The organism is Paenibacillus sp., from assembly GCF_035645235.1.
GTDB lineage: Bacteria > Bacillota > Bacilli > Paenibacillales > YIM-B00363 > Paenibacillus_AE.
This window is the reverse complement of sequence record NZ_DASQMZ010000172.1, coordinates 1-16,429: the sequence shown is the minus strand read 5'-3', so window position 1 is coordinate 16,429 and position 16,429 is coordinate 1. Positions and strand designations below refer to the sequence as shown.

Genomic DNA, 16,429 nt, shown 5'->3' with positions numbered 1-16,429 from the left:
GGCGCTGGAGCGGGTTTACATTGGTAAAGAACGATTAGGCACGCACCATGAACGGAGGGGGATCGTAATGTCGGCGACGTTAGGGGACAAATCGGGCGTCAAGGAAATCATCGGCAAAGTCATCGAAGGCATGAAAAACTTGGAGGTCACGATCCAAGAGGATACGAAGGACAGCATCATCTCCATGGACGTGTGGGATTGGTCGCAGGGCGTCGGATTGTTTTCCTTGTACTTGTATTATAAGGAGACCGGGGAGAAGGATATCTTTCAATATTTGACCGAATGGTTCGACCGGAAGATCGAAGAAGGGTTGCCCCAAAAGAACGTCAACACGATGTGTCCGCTGCTTACGTTAAGCTACTTATACGAAGAGACGAAAAATCCGGATTACTTGCGGATTTGCGAGGAGTGGGCGGCTTACGCCGCCGATGAGATGCCGCGCACGCCCGAATTCGGCATTACGCACACGGCCGTCGACAGCCCGAACGAAGGGGAACTGTGGGACGACACGTTATATATGACCGTCCTGTTCATGGCGCGGATGGGAGTCGTCCTCGGGCGCGACCGGTACGTGCAAGAGAGCATCCGGCAGTTTCTCGTGCATCTGAAGTATTTGACGGATACGCGCACCGGGCTGTTTTACCACGGCTGGACGTTCCAAGAAAACCATAATTTCGCCGGGGCGTTCTGGGGGCGCGGCAACGCGTGGTACACCGCCGGTCTCGTCGACTATCTCGACATGTTCGAGGTGCCGGAAGGCATCCGCGATTTTCTGACCTCCTCCTTGGAACGACAAGTGAGCAAGCTGGCGGAGCTGCAGGCGCCATCCGGCATGTGGCATACGCTGCTCGACGACCCGACGTCTTATGAGGAGACTTCCGCGACGGCAGGGTTCGCCTACGGCATTCTGAAGGCCGTGCGCAAAGGGTACATCGGAAAACAATATTTATCCTGCGGTTTGAGGGCGATGCAAGCGGTCGTCGAGCGAATCGACGAGCGAGGCGTGGTGCATGGCGTATCCTACGGCACCCGCATGGGCAGGACGAAGCAATTTTACAAGGAAATCCCCCAATGTCCGATGCCGTACGGCCAATCGATGACGCTGCTGATGCTCGTCGAGAGTTTGAATCACTTCGAACGTTCTTAAGGGTTGTAACCGTCCGGAAGGTTGCCGGAGGAGGGGTGTGCATGGAACCGATTGCGGCGGAGGCGCTGAAGCTGCCTTCGCGACTGTTGTACAAGCAGCAGACGGAAGCGCTGATCGGAAAAGTCATCGGCCGGATGCAGCGGCTTGACGCGACGATCCAGGAGGATACGCCGGCGAGCATCATCACGATGGACACGTGGGATTGGTCGCAGGGCGTCGGCTTGTTTTCCCTCTATTTGTATTACAAAGAGACGGGGGACCGCGCCGTACTCCAGTTTCTTGTCGACTGGTACGAACGAAGAATCGCGGAAGGCCTGCCCGGCAAAAACGTGAATACCATGTGTCCGCTCCTGACGCTTAGCTATCTCTACGAGGAGACCGGAGAAGCGGAATATTTGCGCATTTGCGAGGAATGGACCGCTTACGCCGTCGACGAGATGCCGCGCACGCCCGAATTTGGAATCGCTCACAACGCCGTGGACAACGAAAGTCGAAACGAGCTTCGCGGCGACACGCTGTACATGACGGTGCTCCTCGTAGGCCGCATGGGGATGCTCCTCGGCAAGGAGTATTATGTGCAGGAAAGTATTCGGCAATTCCTCGTTCATTTGAAATACTTGACCGACCCGAATTCCGGCCTCTTTATGCACGGGTGGTCCTTCGAGGAGCGGCATCATTACGCCGGCGCGTTATGGGGCCGAGGGAACGCCTGGTATACGGCCGGGCTCGTCGACTATCTCGATATGACCGAGCTTCCGTTCGGCGTAGAGATGTTTCTGCTGTCGTCTTTGGAGCGGCAAGTCGAAAAGCTGGCGGAGCTGCAGGCGCCGTCGGGCATGTGGCACACCCTGCTGGACGACCCGACGTCCTACGAGGAGACGTCCGCGACGGCGGGGTTCGCGTACGGCATCTTGAAGGCTATACGCAAAGGCTACCTGAGCGAAAGCTATCGGGCCTGCGGTTTGAAGGCGCTGGAGGCGGTCATCGGGCGCATCGACGAGGACGGCGCGGTGCAGGGCGTTTCCTACGGCACCCGCATGGGCAGAACCAAGCAGTTTTACAAAGATATCCCTCGATGCCCGATGCCGTACGGTCAGTCCATGACGCTGCTGATGCTCGTCGAGAGTTTGAAACACTATTACGAATGATAACATACGGGGAGCGCCCGAAGAGGGCGCTCCTTTGGTTTTTAGCGTTAAAACGTTGAAAATATTGACGTAAAGAAAACTAATAAAAAGACAAAATAGCCTAATTTAAAACGCTTACATTCCCCTGTATAGTGAAACTAACGGAAAGGAGAGTGGCAATGAGCGCACAAACGACGACGTCCGTAAAAATGAAGGCAAGCACGGGCAAGAGACCGGCCCTGAAGGAGCTGCGTAAAAACTACGATCTGTACATGCTCCTAGTACCCGCTTTCGTCTTTTTCCTAATCTTTGCCTACATTCCGATGGCCGGGCTCTTGATCGCCTTCAAGGACTACAACATATTTCAAGGCATCTGGGCGAGCTCGTGGAACGGGTTGGAAAACTTCAGGGAAATGTTCTCCATTCCTGAATTTTGGGAGATGACCCGCAACACGCTCATGCTGAACCTGCTGGGCTTGGTGGTCGGCTTTCCGGCTCCGATCATTCTCGCTTTAATGCTGAATGAAATCGGTTCCAAGTACTTCAAACGCATTTCGCAATCGCTTTTATATTTACCCCACTTCCTGTCTTGGATCGTGCTCGGCGGCATCGTGTACGCCGTGCTCTCGCCGCAATACGGCATCGTGAACCAGATCATGCGCAAATTCGGCATGTCGGAAATTTATTTCATGGCCGACAATACGTGGTGGGTCATCGTATATACGCTAACCACGGTTTGGCAAGGCGCAGGCTGGGGGACGATCATCTACTTGGCGGCCATGACGGCCATCGATCCTTCGCTCTACGAAGCCGCATCGATCGACGGCGCGGGCCGGCTGCGAAAAATTTGGAGCATTACCATTCCGGGCATTCTGCCTACCGTCGTCATCCTGTTGATCCTTAACGTGGGCCATATGGTTTCGATCGGCATCGAGCAGCCGCTGGCGATGGCGAACCCCGTCGTCATGGAAGTGGCGGAGGTCATTAGTACGTACATCTACTCCGTAGGCATTAAGCAAGGCGAATTCGGCCTCACGACAGCCGTCGGTATGGTGCAATCCGTCATTAACCTCGGTTTGATTCTCGGCGCCAATTATTTAGCGAAGCGGCGCGGCGGGGAAGGGCTTTGGTAATCGAAAATTCGCTAAGGGAAGGAGAGCGGCCATGACCATGTTCACACGCGCGCCCGTCGATTCGGACGGAAAACCCGCCGCGCCCCGGCGCGTCCGACCGTTAAGGAAATATTCGTTGCCGGATATCATTTTCAATAGCACCATGTATTTGTCTGTCACTGTGGTTACCTTCCTCTGCATGTTTCCGTTCCTGAACACGGTCGCCAACGCGTTCAGCAGCAATACGGCGATCCAATCGGGTCTCGTCGTGCTTTGGCCGGTCGAATTTCAATTCGACGCGATGAACACGGTGCTTACCGACGAGACGGTCATTCGCTCCTTGTTCGTCACGGTTTTCATAACGATCGTGGGAACGGCGCTAAACTTGTTGTTTACGATCATAACGGCTTACCCGCTCTCGCGCCGAGACTTGAAGGGCCGAGCATACTTCATGAATTACATGATTATTACGATGTTGTTCAGCGGCGGCATGATCCCGAGCTTTTTGCTGGTGAAGGAGCTGGGGTTGCTGGATAAGCTGTGGGCGCTCATTATTCCGTCGCTGATCAGCGCGTTCAACGTCATTATTATGAAAACGTTCATGCAAGGGTTGCCGGACGAATTGCGGGAGGCGGCCATCGTGGACGGGTGCGGAAATATCAAGTATCTCGTTCGGGTCGTGCTTCCGCTGTCGGGGGCATCGCTCGCGACGATCGGCTTGTTCTACGCGGTCGGTCATTGGAACTCGTATTTTAGCGCCGTCCTTTACATTGAAAACCCGGATCTGCACACACTACAAGTCAAGCTCAGGAACATCTTGCTGCTGTCGCAGATGAATACGTCGATCGAATTGCTGCAAATCGAGAACCAACTGGACGTAATCAAGGAGTCCTTGAAATCGGCGGTCGTCGTATTCGCCACCGCGCCGATCCTGATCGTCTACCCGTTCCTTCAGAAGTACTTCGTGAAAGGCGCCATGCTCGGTTCCGTCAAAGGATAAGACGCGTTGGACACGTACGCACGCAGACGACCCGGTATCCGGCGGCAAGCCGGATATCGGTTATATAAAAGTCTGAAAAACCACAGGGAGGTTCAACCAAATGAAATTGCGTTTCAAGAGGGGTCTGGTTTTGGTTTTTGTAATCGCTCTCATGGCGACGACGTTGTTGGCTTGCGCGGGCTCCGGCGGCTCGGGCTCCACGGACACGGGCTCTACAGGCACGAGCGACAGCGGCAACGCCGGCGCGGAAAAGAGCGAGACGCCTGCGGCGCCGGAAAAGCCGAAGGAACTGGAGAAGGTTAGAGTATCGCTGTGGGACCGCTCCAACGCTCCCGACGGAACGCCGATTTTGGAGGGCATGCTGGTTAAGCATATTGTCGAACTGGCGAAGACGGAAGGTCTCGACGTCGAGTTCGTCCCGCTCCCGAGAGCGCAGGAGAGCGAGAAGAACAGCACATGGATGGCTTCGGGCGGCGGTCCGGACATCCTGATCACATACGACGTAAACGCCGTATTCAAGTGGGCGGAACAAGGCGGTTTGACGCCGCTGGACGACCTGATCGCGCAACACGGCCAGGACATCGTGAAAGTGGCGGGTCCGGCGATGGAAGCCGCAGGCACGTATAAAGGCGTCCGCTACGCGATCCCAGCGCTTCGGATGAACCAGGCGGCGGGCGCGAGCATGAAAATTCGCCAAGACTGGCTCGACAAGCTCGGCATGCAGGCGCCGACGACGATCGAAGAGCTGTACACGGTATTGAAAGCGTTCAAGGAGCAAGATCCGGGCGGCGTCGGCAAAGAAAACGTGGTGCCGTGGGCGCTTCCGGCGATCAACCAAGGCATGAGGGGTTTCTTCTTCGGTCCGATGTACGGCTTCGGCCTACTGAACGACGGTCCTCATACCGAGATGTATTGGGCTTCCGGCAACTTCAAGGACGGCGTATTCACTTCCTCCGTCGCAATGGAAGAAGGCAAGGAGTATTTCCGATGGATGAACCGTCTGTACAAGGAAGGCCTGATTTCGAAGGAATTCGTAACCGACATTAACAATCAGCAATATATTCAGCACATTACGACCGGTACGGCCGGATTCACGGAGTCGAACGACGATCCGTGGGGTCAAATGACCGTGCAAACCCGCAAGACCGTTCCCGGCGCGAAGTGGGTTACGCTCGAGGCGCTTAAGGGGCCGGACGGCAAGCAGCACCAGAACTTGGCGGGCACTTACGGCTTGTACAACATCATCCCGAAGTCCTCTAAGAACCCGGCTGCAGCGGTGAAGTATTTGAACTTCATGGCGAAAAACATCACGTTGTTCCAATCCGGCATCGAGGGCGAGCACTATTCCGTGCAAAACGGCGTTCGCGTCGCGATCGACCCGGATAAGAACGCGAAGGAACTGGCTTGGTATTTGCCCGATTTGAATCTGTTGACGCAAGGTTATATGGGCATCCCGACGGCCGAGCAAATGGAGATTATGTACTCGAAGCAAACGCCGGAAGATCGGGCCGAGATGATTCCAGTGTACGAGGCGTATTACAAGAATTTCACCGAGCACGGGAAAACGCAGCCGCTGATCGATACGCCGCGTCCCGTCGCCGAGAAGAGCCTCGTCAACATTACGAAGTACCTGTACGAAGCGTTGTCCAAGGCGATCATCGCCCCCGATTTCGACAAGGAATGGGAAGCGGTCGTGTCCGGTTGGGAGAAAAACGGCGGACGCGAATACGACGCGGAAGTAACGGAAGCGCTGAAGGCTATGAATTACAAATCGTGGGCTGAGCAATAACGCGGGAGGGGACGTGCGGAATCCGCACGTCCCTTTTCTACATCGCATCGCGGCGCCGCGCCTAATCGGGAGGTATGATTTGATGGAGAGCCAGCATGAAGTTCCTGTCAACGCAGAGATCGAGAGTATTATTCAGGGCTTGGACGAACGAATCGAAAAGGAACTCGAGGAATACCGCGCGAAGGTGACGGCAGGGAACGTCGTCGGCATTCAGTACATGGGGCTGGGCAATCTCGCGACGCTGCTGCCGCTCTACTGTCATCCGAGTTCGCGTTTCTATCGGAGTGAGGAGCTGATTCCGCTGATGGATGTCGCGTCCGCCGCCTTCCTCGCATCGCAACATCCGAGCGGCTGCGTGTCGCTCGCCAACTGCAATATCGATTCGCCTCCGGACACGTCGTTCACGTCGCATCTCGCGGCGTATGTGTTCCAGCTCGCCGTGCGGTACGGCTCGCCGGAGATCGAAGAGATCACGGGGCGCATCCGTCTGTTTCTTGAACGGGCGAAGCCGTGCCTCCTGACGGGGGGCATTCACACGCCGAACCACCGGTGGGTCATGGCTTCCGCGCTCGCGAAGATGGAAGAGATATTCGGCGGCGACGAGTTTCGTAAGCGCGCATTCCAATTTCTGGACGAAGGGCTCGATATTACCGAGTACGGCGAATGGACCGAGCGAAGCAACGCGATTTACAATGCGATCTGCGCATACCATCTCTATAATGTCGGAGTGACGTTCGGGCACGAGCCGTCGCTCGACGCGGCGCGCAGTACCCTCCGCATGACGCAATATATGCTTCATCCGGGGGACACGATCGTAACCGAGTATTCGGGCCGCCAAGACTATAACGCCGTAATGAAGATGGACGATCGCTACTACGTGGCGTTCCATCTGCTCGCGAATCGGTTCCAAGACCCCGAGCTCGCGGCGCTCGCCCGCGTCGCCCAACGAACGGCCCCGAAAGGCGCATTGCCGCTCATTCACTACATGGTAGAGCCTGAGAACATGACGCTGCCCGAAGCAGGCGGAGACGAAGCGCCGGATTCGTACACGGTCCTGTTCGGGGAAAACCGCAGCACGCCGGTGCCGGACGACGTCTGGTACCACGGTCCGCTGCTGAAGCATCCGCACGGCGCGCCCGTGCTTCGGCATCGGCGCGGCAAGCTCAGCGTCACGGCGATGGCGGGCCAGCCCGAGATGCTGTATCTGCAGTACGGCGCGGCGCGCCTGCTCGGCCTAAAAATTTCGGCGGGCTGGTTCGGCATCGGCGGCGTCGCCTTCCCAAGCATTCACAAGCTGTCCGAGGATACGTACCGGATGGAAATATTGCTTAAGGGAAGTTACTTCCAGCCGCTGCCCGAGGAGCATTACCGGGCTGCGAAGGGCTCGTATATCGATATGCCGAACCATCTGCGAGAGCGGACCAACGTCGTTACGGTTCCGATCGAGCTGCAAATTACGTTGTACGACGACGGGGCGGACCTTCGCCTCCGATCCGAAGATAGGGCGGGCATCTTCCTGCAAGCGACGGCCTCGTTCGATTTGAACGGGACGATTACGGCCGATGCCCTCGAGGAGTTGGAGCCGAACCTGCATCGACTTACGGCGGGGGCGGCGTTGTTCCGGAACGGCGCCGACTGGATCCGGATCGAAGGCGGCGCGGTAGAGCATCAAGAGGTGATGATGCGGAACGATTCGCACATGCGGAAGGCGCAGCATCTGACGATGAATTTCACGACGCCGACCGATCGCACGATTCGGCTGCGGTGCGGGGATGACGGAGCGGGTTCGGAGCGGCGCGATTGAAAAAGAAAGCGGAGCCGTCCCGGAATCGGGTATAATCGGAAAGAAACCGATTCCAGGAGGGACATCCCAATGACGGTATTACATGAGTGGCAACCGGCCGAGCCGGGCGTGAAGCGGAAAATTTTCTCTCCCGGCGAAGGGATCATGATGATGGAGGTTCATTTCGAGGCGGGCGCGAGAGGATACGTGCATTCCCATCCGCACGAGCAGATGAGCTATTGCCTGAAAGGGCGCATCGAGTTCACGGTCGACGGCAAGACGACCGTGCTCGAAGCCGGGGACACGATCGTCATTCCCGGCGGGGCCGAACACGGCGTGCTCGCGCTGGAGCCCTCGGCATTGCTCGACGCCTTCACTCCGCTGCGTCTCGACCTGCTGGGGCGCGCCTAAACCGGGGCGGCGATTCCGGGTCATACGCATTTCCGCTCTTCGGCGGGTCAGAGGTTCGATAGGATGATCGAAACCTCGGGCCCGCCTGTTTTTTCGTCGACAGCGTATAATCGCGTCCCCCGACTTCAGACGCGCTCGATATGCAGCGACGGAACCTGCGACAAGTCGACGAAGCGTCCCCCGCATTGCACGAGAGGCTTCCACACCTCGTCCCGGCGTACGCGGACGATGCGGCCGGTCTGGCCGTTCGAGAGACGCACCTCGTTGCCGATCAAAGCTTCCATCGCGCGCAACGAAAAGACGCCGACGATTTCCGGGTCGAAGCGTCCGAACGCGCCGTCGTGCATCTCCTTCACGACCTGATAAAACGGGGATGGCTCCTTGTACGGCCGCTTCGACAACATTGCATGGAACACGTCGGCGACGGCGACGATGCGGGAGAACGGATGCGTCTCCTCTTTCAGCCCGAACGGGTAGCCGGTGCCGTCCATTCGCTCGTGATGCTGCAGCGCGCAGATCGCGTGCTCCTGGCTGAAACCGTTCACCTTGAGAATAAGCTCGTACCCGTACGTCGTGTGTTTCTTGACGATTTCGTATTCTTCCGGCGTCAGACGCCCGGTTTTCGCAAGAATATGAGGCGGAACCTTCGCTTTGCCGATGTCGTGCAGCAGGGACGACACGGTCAAGGCGCGAAGCCGGTCCTCCGGGTAACCCATCCATTTGCCGATGACGGTCGACAGCACGGAAACCGCGACGCTATGCCGGTAGGTATAGTCGTCGTGCGCCAGCAGGCCGGATAAGATCGTTTGCAAATCGTACGACTCGGCGATGGCGCGGACGCTGACGGACGCTTGCTCGGCGATGCTCCGAAGGAACACGCGGTCCGAATTCCGGGCGGCGCGAAAGATGTGCCTCCACTCCTCCACGGCTTTCTCGAGGACGGGGCCGATCGGGGCGACGTCCTCGATGTCGTCCGCCGTCGGCGGAACGCCGTTTTCGCGAAGCAGCTCCAGATGCCTCGAAGATAAAATCGTTCCTTCCGGAAGCAACAGCGCCCCCGAAGGGGCGAGTATATTTTTGTTCAGCCGTTTGCCGATCATGGATCATCCCTGCCCTTCGACGGTCAGGCGGTTGTCCCGCACCGTGATGACGGCATGCTCCAACGGCTCTAGTATTTCTTGGGAGTAACGACCGATGAAGACGCGGCCGTCGTACATTTTCGAAACGAGGATTTTCGTTCCCGCCTTCAGCACGCAGGCTCCGCCATGCGCGCCGCCCACGATCGACGCGGACAGCGTATGCCCGGCCTCGAGCGTGGAGCCTTTGCATACCGCGTTCGCCTGATAGAAGACGATGTGTTTTCTACCGTAGAGATTGCTTTGGATAACCCCTTCCTGCCGGACGAGAATGTCGCCGTTCGACATGAGCGTAGACAGCTGGCATTTGGAGATGTCGAGCGCGACATCGGTTTCCTCGCACCGCTGGATCGAATCCGCGATGTCGATGAGCATGCGCTGCAGCTCGTTCAAATACGCGACCGGCTCGATCTTGAGGAAGCAAGAAGGGAGGAGGAGCGCAGTAAGCTTCTGCTTCGTCTCCTCCAGATGATTGCGTTGCAGCGTCTGAATCGTCGCGATGCTCGACATAATTTCTTTGACCGTCGCCGGAATGTCTTTGAATTTGGAGTCCGCCAGCAGCTGATACGCTTGGCCTTCCGGCACCGTCTTCCCTTGGGCTTCGAGCCGGGAGAACAGCATCGACGCGGCGTTGCGAAGCAGCTGAAGCGTCTCGTTCAACTTCTTCGCGTGGTTATACAGCCGATTGTATAACACGCCGAAGTGCCCGGAGTACAGCTTGCCGCCGATGATGTTGCCGCGAACGCGGATGCTGCCGGTCGCGGTCACGGTCGCGTTGAAGACGCCGCCCGCGACGTACACGTTCCCGAGCGCCTCGATGACCATGCCGTCCGTGACGTCGCCATAGACGATGACGTCGCCGGAGAAGAAGATGTTGCCTGTCTTTAAGTCGACGTCGTTGGGCACGACGTAGGACGGGTTAATGCTGATAAACTTAATTCTCCCCCCTGTCATTCGCGGTCTGCCTTCCTTCATAGCGACGATGTCGCCCTCCGCCGTCATGCGGACATGCTGCTTCGGGACGATCGCGACGTCCTTAGGCCTGGACGGCTCGATTTTATTCCCGAAGACGTCGAACCCGGGGGAGCCCTCGACGCAAGGCTTCTTGCGGGCGACGATTTCTCCGGCTTTCGCGCATGGAATTTTCAGGTGATTTCGAAAATCGATGTGCCCGTTCACTTCCTCGTAGCTGCTTTGCACGGATTCCTCGAACAACAGCTCCACCGACGCATCGACGCTCGGGACGGGGCGAATGCCTTCCGCGATCAAGATCGGCTCGTGCGTCGGCGCCCGGAGCTCCTCCTCGATTCGCTTCATATCGTAGCGAACCAGGTGAAGGTCGTGCAGCGCGGTGCGAACGTCGGCCGACGTCAACGGCTCGCCCGCAGCGTCGGGAGCGAGCTCGGGCATGAGCCGGACCAAGTTCGGTTCGACCCGCTCGATCGCAGGTTTCCAGAACCGCTGCACGGTGTGGTGTACCCGGAGGTAGACGCTCATTCGATCCTTCGCGATATCGATGTCGAACATCGCCGGCGGCTTCGCGTCCCACTCGATCTCGTCCTCCGCCGTCACCGCCGCGCGCCCTTCGACGGGGAGGCCGTTCACGCGCAGCGCGATCGGCGCATGCGCTTCCAAGAGCGTTACGCCTTCCGCCTCCGGGCTGACGACGATGCGGCGTCCGTCGACGGCGACGCGCTCCGCCGTTCGTTCCGGCTTGGCGTCCGCCGCGTCGAGCGGTTCCGCATGCGGATGCACGTCCAGCGTATGAATGAGTTTCATAATTTCAATCTCAGATAGAGCCATGCTCTCGCCGACCTCCCGTAAAAAAATAGACTACCCCGAAAAACGGGATAGTCATGGCGTATCCCTACTTTTCGGTAACCCAGCCGCCATAGGTTGATTCGCGCAACCCTTAGGCCCGAGGCTTTGCGTCTCCGTCTTTCAACGGATTTGCCGCTTGTCGAAGTAGAAGGAATGATAAACGGTTGAGTCGATTTTCGTCGTCAAGTTAGTATATACTAACTATAAAGATAGATAAATATTTAGTCAATAAGCCATATGACCTACGCCCTACATGAAGTCGAAGAAATACCGGATCACGTGCAAAAAGACGGGGGACGTATACGTCAGGCTGTCGATCCGGCTGAGGTGGCTTTCCTTCCGCGTCTCCGCTTTGCCGTCTTCGCCGATGAGCAGGTCGCGCCTCAGCACGGAGATCGTCAAGCTCCCGAAGAAGCCGGCGACGCCGATCAGCATGCCCGACCAAAAGCCGAACGCCGGGTCGAGCGGCGTCAGGTAAGGATATAACAAGTACGAAGCCGCGGTCGTGACGACGAGCCCGACGCCGAATCCTTCCCACGTGAGGTTCGGGTTCGCCGTCGGCACGACCTTCCGCTTGCCGAAGTACAACGAGACGAGCGCGTGTACGACGTCGTTCAGCTGCGTCAGCACGACGAGGAACAGCACGAGGCCCGGGCCGAACTCGGGGGAAGCGAACGGGAAGAACGCGAGATGGCTGAGCCCGAACACCATGAGCATCAGTCCCCATTGCGTCGAGCTGACCGAGCGGAGGAAGCCGACGGTGCCCTTATTCAGGAGCCGCGGCAACGGCAAGAACAGGAAGACGTAAATCGGAATGAAGACGACGAACATGCCGTACCAGCCGATGTATATCCACCAAAACTGAATCGGAATGGACAAATACGCCCATAGGAAAATGCGCCGATCCGCCTTCCGCGTCTTGATCATGGAAAAATATTCCTTGAGCGCGAAGAAGGCCAGCGTCATCAACGACAGCAGCGACACGATCGGATGGAACAGCGTCGCGAGCGCGAAAATAAAAAACATCCCCCACCACATATTGATCCGGTGCGAAATGGATGCGAAGTCCTTGTCCGGCTGCGTCCTCCGCACGACCCAAAACCCCGCGTGCACGGCGGACAGCGCCGCGAAGACGGCCGCGAGCGTCCACATCTCGCTGTTCATGCTCATGACGAAACACCAACTTATCGGTAAAATATAGGAATCCTATTAATCATACGGCATAATGGGAGTACGTCAAACATTTTCAATGAAGAAAAGGGGATTCGCGATGAAGCAGACGCGCTCGCGGTCTATCTATATATTGCTTACGAATACGGGCACCTTGTTCACGAAGTCGATTCAAACCTATACGAAGGCGCCGTACAACCATGCGTCGATTTCCTTCGATCGGGAGCTGACGGAGATGTACAGCTTCGGTCGGAAAAACCCGAATAACCCGCTGAACGGCGGGTTCGTGCGGGAGGACGTCAAGACGGGCACGTACAGCAAGTATCCGAACACGACCTGCGTCATTTACGAGCTGGAGGTCACGGAGCGGGAGGTCGAGAAAATGAAACGCGTCCTCCGTCTGTTCATCCGGCGCCGCGGACGGTTTCTGTATAACTTGCTTGGCGTGTTCGGCGTCGCGTTGAACGAGCCGATCGAGTTCAGCAATTCGTACTTTTGCTCGCAGTTCGTCGCCGAAATGCTGCAGCGTTCGGGCATTCGGCTGTGGAATAAGCTGCCCGCCCTCGTGACGCCGGACGACTTCCGCGGCCACGAACGGCTGCGACTCGTGTACGAGGGCAAGCTTAGCGAGTACCCTCCGATCGCAGGGACCTAACAACGAACGGCGCGGCGCGGGAATGCTTGAAAACAAATATTAATTTTTCGTAAATTGCTCCTTGCCGAAGATCGTCGAATTGTGTTATGACAATATGGTGGCAGGACCATTTTCGTCCCCGGACGGTAGGAGGCAATTCAGTTGCTGTTCAAGAAAAAAAGCGATACGAATTTCTTGCAGTTGTTGATTCAGAGCGCGGAAAACAGCTTGGAAGCGTCGCACGTGTTTCGCAAGGCGATGACGGGGGAGAAGCCGCCCGCTTCGTACGTCGACGAGCTGAAGGAGCTCGAGCATAAGGGCGACAGCATTACGCACCAGATTTACAAGGGTCTCAACCAAGTGTTCGTTACGCCGCTCGACCGGGAGGACATTATCACGCTTGCGACGACGATCGACGACGTCATGGACGGCATCGAGGCGACGATCGCGCGGTTCGATTACTTGAACGTGACGTTCACCGACCAGATTATGAAGGATTTCGCCGAGGTGCTCGTCCAATCGTGCGAGCATATGGTGGATGCGTTCAAGCTGCTCGATAAGAAGAAATACCAGGAGATCCGGGAGCATTCGGTCGCCATTAACAGCTTGGAAAACGAGGGCGACCGGTTGATGCGCGAAGGCATCCGGGCGATCTTCACGAATCCGAAGGACCCGTATCACGACTTCCGGTTGAAAGAAATCTACGAACGCTTGGAGACGACCACCGACTCGTGCGAGGACGTCGCCGACATTCTGGACAGCGTTCTGCTCCGTTACTCATAATATGGAGCCGCTGTTCATTATCGTCATCGTCGTCGCCCTGGCGCTGTCGTTCGACTTCATCAACGGCTTTCACGATACGGCCAACGCCATCGCCACCTCCGTCTCGACCCGGGCGCTCAGCCCGCGGAACGCGATCCTCATCGCGGCGAGTCTCAACTTCGTCGGAGCGCTGACGTTCACCGGCGTCGCGAAATCGATCGGCGGCAAGGTGGCCGACCCGGCGACGCTCGAACACGGGCTGATCGTTATCATCGCCGCGCTGATCGCGGCGATCGCTTGGAACCTGATCACCTGGTGGTTCGGCATCCCGTCGTCGTCGTCCCACGCCTTGATCGGCTCGATGGCCGGCGCGGTCGTCGCCGCGGCCGGGCTCGGGGGCATCAACGCTTCGGGCTTTACCAGCATTATCATCGGGCTCCTCTGTTCGCCGATCATCGCCTTCGTCGCCGGCTTTATCGTGATGAAGCTCGTTTATTTCGTCTTCGCCAACTTCAGCCCGCACCGGCTCAACAAAAACTTTCGCGCGCTGCAGGTCGTGACCGCGTGCTTCCAAAGCTTTACGCACGGGACGAACGACGCGCAGAAGGCGATGGGCGTCATTACGTTCGCGCTCGTCGCGGGCGGTTTCCAGACCGATCTCGAGGTGCCGCTGTGGGTCAAAGTATCCGCGGCCGCGGCCATGGGCCTCGGTACGGCGGTCGGCGGCTGGAAAATCATCAAGACGATGGGCTCCAAGATCTTTAAGATCGAGCCGGCGAACGGCGTCTCCGCGGACGTCACGTCCGCTTCCGTCATTCTGGCCGCGACGGTCACGGGCTTTCCGGTCAGCACGACGCACGTCGTGACCTCCGGCATTCTCGGCGTCGGCGCGGCGAAACGGTTCCGCGACGTGAATTGGGGCGTCGCCGGCAAAATCGTCATGACGTGGTTTATCACGATCCCGATCTCGGCGTTCCTCGCGGGCGCCACGTACAAGGCGATCGATCTGTTGTTTTTATAACGGGCTCCGTCCGAATACCGCTGTCCGCAGCGGTATTTTTTTTGTTCGTCTTCCCGCTCCGCTTCGCGTGCGGTACCATAGGCGATATGGACGAGGCTGTCCCCGCGGAGCACGGGAAGACAGGAACGGGAACCGAATCCCCGTTACACTGAAGGAAAGTTGGGAGGGAAAGCGGTTGGAATGGATTCGGCGGATGACGGAATCGCTGGAATGGATCGAGCGGAGGCTCGAAGAGTCGTTCGCGATCGAGGACGTCGCTCGGGCGGCGTTCACGTCGCCGTTCCATTATCAACGAATGTTCTTTATGGTGACCGGCATGACCGTGGCGGAATACGTGCGCAAGCGGCGGCTCACGCTGGCGGCGCAGGAGCTCGCCATGTCGCCCGTCAAGGTGGTGGACGTCGCGCTGAAATACGGCTACGACTCGCCGGAATCGTTCGCCAAGGCGTTCCGCAAAATCCACGGCATTTCGCCGTCGGAGGCGCGGCAGCCCGGGGCGAAGCTGAAGGCGTTCCCCCGCCTTTCCTTCCATCTATCGCTGAGAGGGGATAAGGATATGGATTATAAGATCGTAGACAAAGATGCGTTCGTCGTCGCGGGCAAGGCGTATCGCACGACATGCGCGGGCGGGGAAAACTCGAGGGAGATCCCGACGTTTTGGGCGGCGAGCAATGCCGACGGCACCGTGAAGCGGCTTGCCGGCCTGTCGACGGACGGCAACGTGCTCGGCGTGATCGCCGACATGACGCCGGGCTCCGACGAGTTCACGTACCTGATCGCGGCGGAGATCGAAGACGCCGCGCGGGCGCAAGGCCAGGACGGCTTCGTCACGCGGACGATTCCGGCGGCGACGTGGGCGGTGTTTACGTCCGTCGGCCCGCTGCCAGGCGCGATACAGGACGTGTTCCGCCGCATCTACCAGGAGTGGTTCCCGGCGACCGGCTACGAGCACGCGGCCGGCGCGGAGCTCGAGGTGTACCCGGCGGGCGATACGACGTCGGCGGACTACCGATGCGAGGTATGGGTGCCGATCGTAAAGAAGTAAAGAGATGCGGAGCCTCTTTCTAACCCGAATCCCTTAACTCAGTACGAGACGGGGAGTCCCGTAGTCATAAGAACTATGCAGACCAGTAGTACGACTCACGTCATACACGAAGAACGGTCGTTCGGGGAGATTCCCGAACGACCGTTCTGTTTTCCTCCATGCCTTCGCCGGAATGGGCGAGCGAAGCCCGCAAATTTTTGCCGCAGTTTATTCCATCGTGATGCGGATGTTATCTCCGTTTTCTTGCCATTTCTCCGTTTGCCGAGGCCAAGCAATGAAATTGCCGATCGGCCCAACCCCTTTTCCGACCCGTTCCATATGTTGTGTTAGGCTTTGCGTGCGAAAAAGGAGGTAGCCCGATGCTTCGATTGATGTGCAAGGGGAAGATCCACCGGGCGACGGTGACGGAGGCGAACCTGAACTATGTCGGCAGCGTGACGATCGATGCCGCGCTGATGCGCGCCGCCAATA

General features: G+C 57.9%; 15 protein-coding genes and 1 riboswitch. Of the genes, 12 read left to right on the top strand and 3 right to left on the bottom strand.

The genetic code is table 11. The features are described from left to right. Positions 1 to 67: 67 nt before the first annotated feature. The 7 genes from VEZ38_RS16700 to VEZ38_RS16670 all read left to right on the top strand — a co-directional run bounded on the left by VEZ38_RS16700 (position 68) and on the right by VEZ38_RS16670 (position 8,369). Complete coding sequence (locus VEZ38_RS16700) at positions 68 to 1,147, top strand: glycoside hydrolase family 88/105 protein (protein WP_324895434.1); 1,080 nt, start codon at positions 68 to 70, stop codon at positions 1,145 to 1,147. 41 nt (positions 1,148 to 1,188) lie between these two features. Further along, positions 1,189 to 2,295, top strand: coding sequence for a glycoside hydrolase family 88/105 protein (locus VEZ38_RS16695; protein ID WP_324895432.1), 1,107 nt, complete (start codon positions 1,189 to 1,191; stop codon positions 2,293 to 2,295). Positions 2,296 to 2,453: 158 nt separating this feature from the next. Continuing rightward, positions 2,454 to 3,407: an ABC transporter permease gene (locus VEZ38_RS16690; RefSeq protein ID WP_324895430.1), complete on the top strand. Its 954-nt coding sequence runs from the start codon at positions 2,454 to 2,456 to the stop codon at positions 3,405 to 3,407. 31 nt (positions 3,408 to 3,438) lie between these two features. Beyond that, positions 3,439 to 4,386: a carbohydrate ABC transporter permease gene (locus tag VEZ38_RS16685; protein WP_324895428.1), complete on the top strand. Its 948-nt coding sequence runs from the start codon at positions 3,439 to 3,441 to the stop codon at positions 4,384 to 4,386. Positions 4,387 to 4,516: 130 nt separating this feature from the next. Continuing rightward, a complete protein-coding gene (locus VEZ38_RS16680; protein WP_324895426.1) occupies positions 4,517 to 6,175 on the top strand; it encodes an extracellular solute-binding protein in 1,659 nt (552 codons plus the stop codon). Positions 6,176 to 6,257: 82 nt separating this feature from the next. Next, positions 6,258 to 7,979, top strand: coding sequence for a hypothetical protein (locus tag VEZ38_RS16675; RefSeq protein ID WP_324895424.1), 1,722 nt, complete (start codon positions 6,258 to 6,260; stop codon positions 7,977 to 7,979). A gap of 69 nt (positions 7,980 to 8,048) precedes the next feature. Beyond that, positions 8,049 to 8,369, top strand: coding sequence for a cupin domain-containing protein (locus VEZ38_RS16670; protein WP_324895422.1), 321 nt, complete (start codon positions 8,049 to 8,051; stop codon positions 8,367 to 8,369). A gap of 125 nt (positions 8,370 to 8,494) precedes the next feature. Here the strand turns inward: VEZ38_RS16670 and VEZ38_RS16665 are convergent, their stop codons facing one another. The 3 genes from VEZ38_RS16665 to VEZ38_RS16655 form a co-directional block, all read right to left on the bottom strand. Next, positions 8,495 to 9,469, bottom strand: a complete 975-nt coding sequence (locus tag VEZ38_RS16665) for an HD-GYP domain-containing protein (RefSeq protein ID WP_324895420.1) — start codon at positions 9,467 to 9,469, stop codon at positions 8,495 to 8,497. Between the two features lie 3 nt (positions 9,470 to 9,472). Next, entirely contained in the window at positions 9,473 to 11,308 is a 1,836-nt protein-coding gene (locus VEZ38_RS16660) for a FapA family protein (RefSeq protein WP_324895418.1), read from the bottom strand. A 70-nt stretch (positions 11,309 to 11,378) separates the two neighbouring features. Then, a riboswitch (cyclic di-GMP riboswitch) is annotated at positions 11,379 to 11,470 on the bottom strand. A 105-nt stretch (positions 11,471 to 11,575) separates the two neighbouring features. Then, positions 11,576 to 12,490 (bottom strand): phosphatidate cytidylyltransferase, encoded by a 915-nt coding sequence (locus VEZ38_RS16655; RefSeq protein ID WP_324895451.1) that lies wholly within the window; start codon positions 12,488 to 12,490, stop codon positions 11,576 to 11,578. A gap of 106 nt (positions 12,491 to 12,596) precedes the next feature. Between VEZ38_RS16655 and VEZ38_RS16650 the strand changes: the two genes are divergently transcribed. The 5 genes from VEZ38_RS16650 to VEZ38_RS16630 all read left to right on the top strand — a co-directional run. Continuing rightward, positions 12,597 to 13,151: a hypothetical protein gene (locus tag VEZ38_RS16650; protein WP_324895416.1), complete on the top strand. Its 555-nt coding sequence runs from the start codon at positions 12,597 to 12,599 to the stop codon at positions 13,149 to 13,151. Between the two features lie 141 nt (positions 13,152 to 13,292). Beyond that, positions 13,293 to 13,913: a DUF47 domain-containing protein gene (locus VEZ38_RS16645; protein WP_324895414.1), complete on the top strand. Its 621-nt coding sequence runs from the start codon at positions 13,293 to 13,295 to the stop codon at positions 13,911 to 13,913. A 1-nt stretch (position 13,914) separates the two neighbouring features. Beyond that, on the top strand, positions 13,915 to 14,913 hold the full coding sequence (locus VEZ38_RS16640; protein ID WP_324895412.1) for an inorganic phosphate transporter: 999 nt from the start codon (positions 13,915 to 13,917) through the stop codon (positions 14,911 to 14,913). A gap of 175 nt (positions 14,914 to 15,088) precedes the next feature. Continuing rightward, on the top strand, positions 15,089 to 15,958 hold the full coding sequence (locus VEZ38_RS16635; protein ID WP_324895410.1) for an AraC family transcriptional regulator: 870 nt from the start codon (positions 15,089 to 15,091) through the stop codon (positions 15,956 to 15,958). Between the two features lie 359 nt (positions 15,959 to 16,317). Continuing rightward, a partial coding sequence (locus tag VEZ38_RS16630) for an aspartate 1-decarboxylase (RefSeq protein ID WP_324895449.1) occupies positions 16,318 to 16,429 on the top strand: 112 nt, incomplete at its 3' end.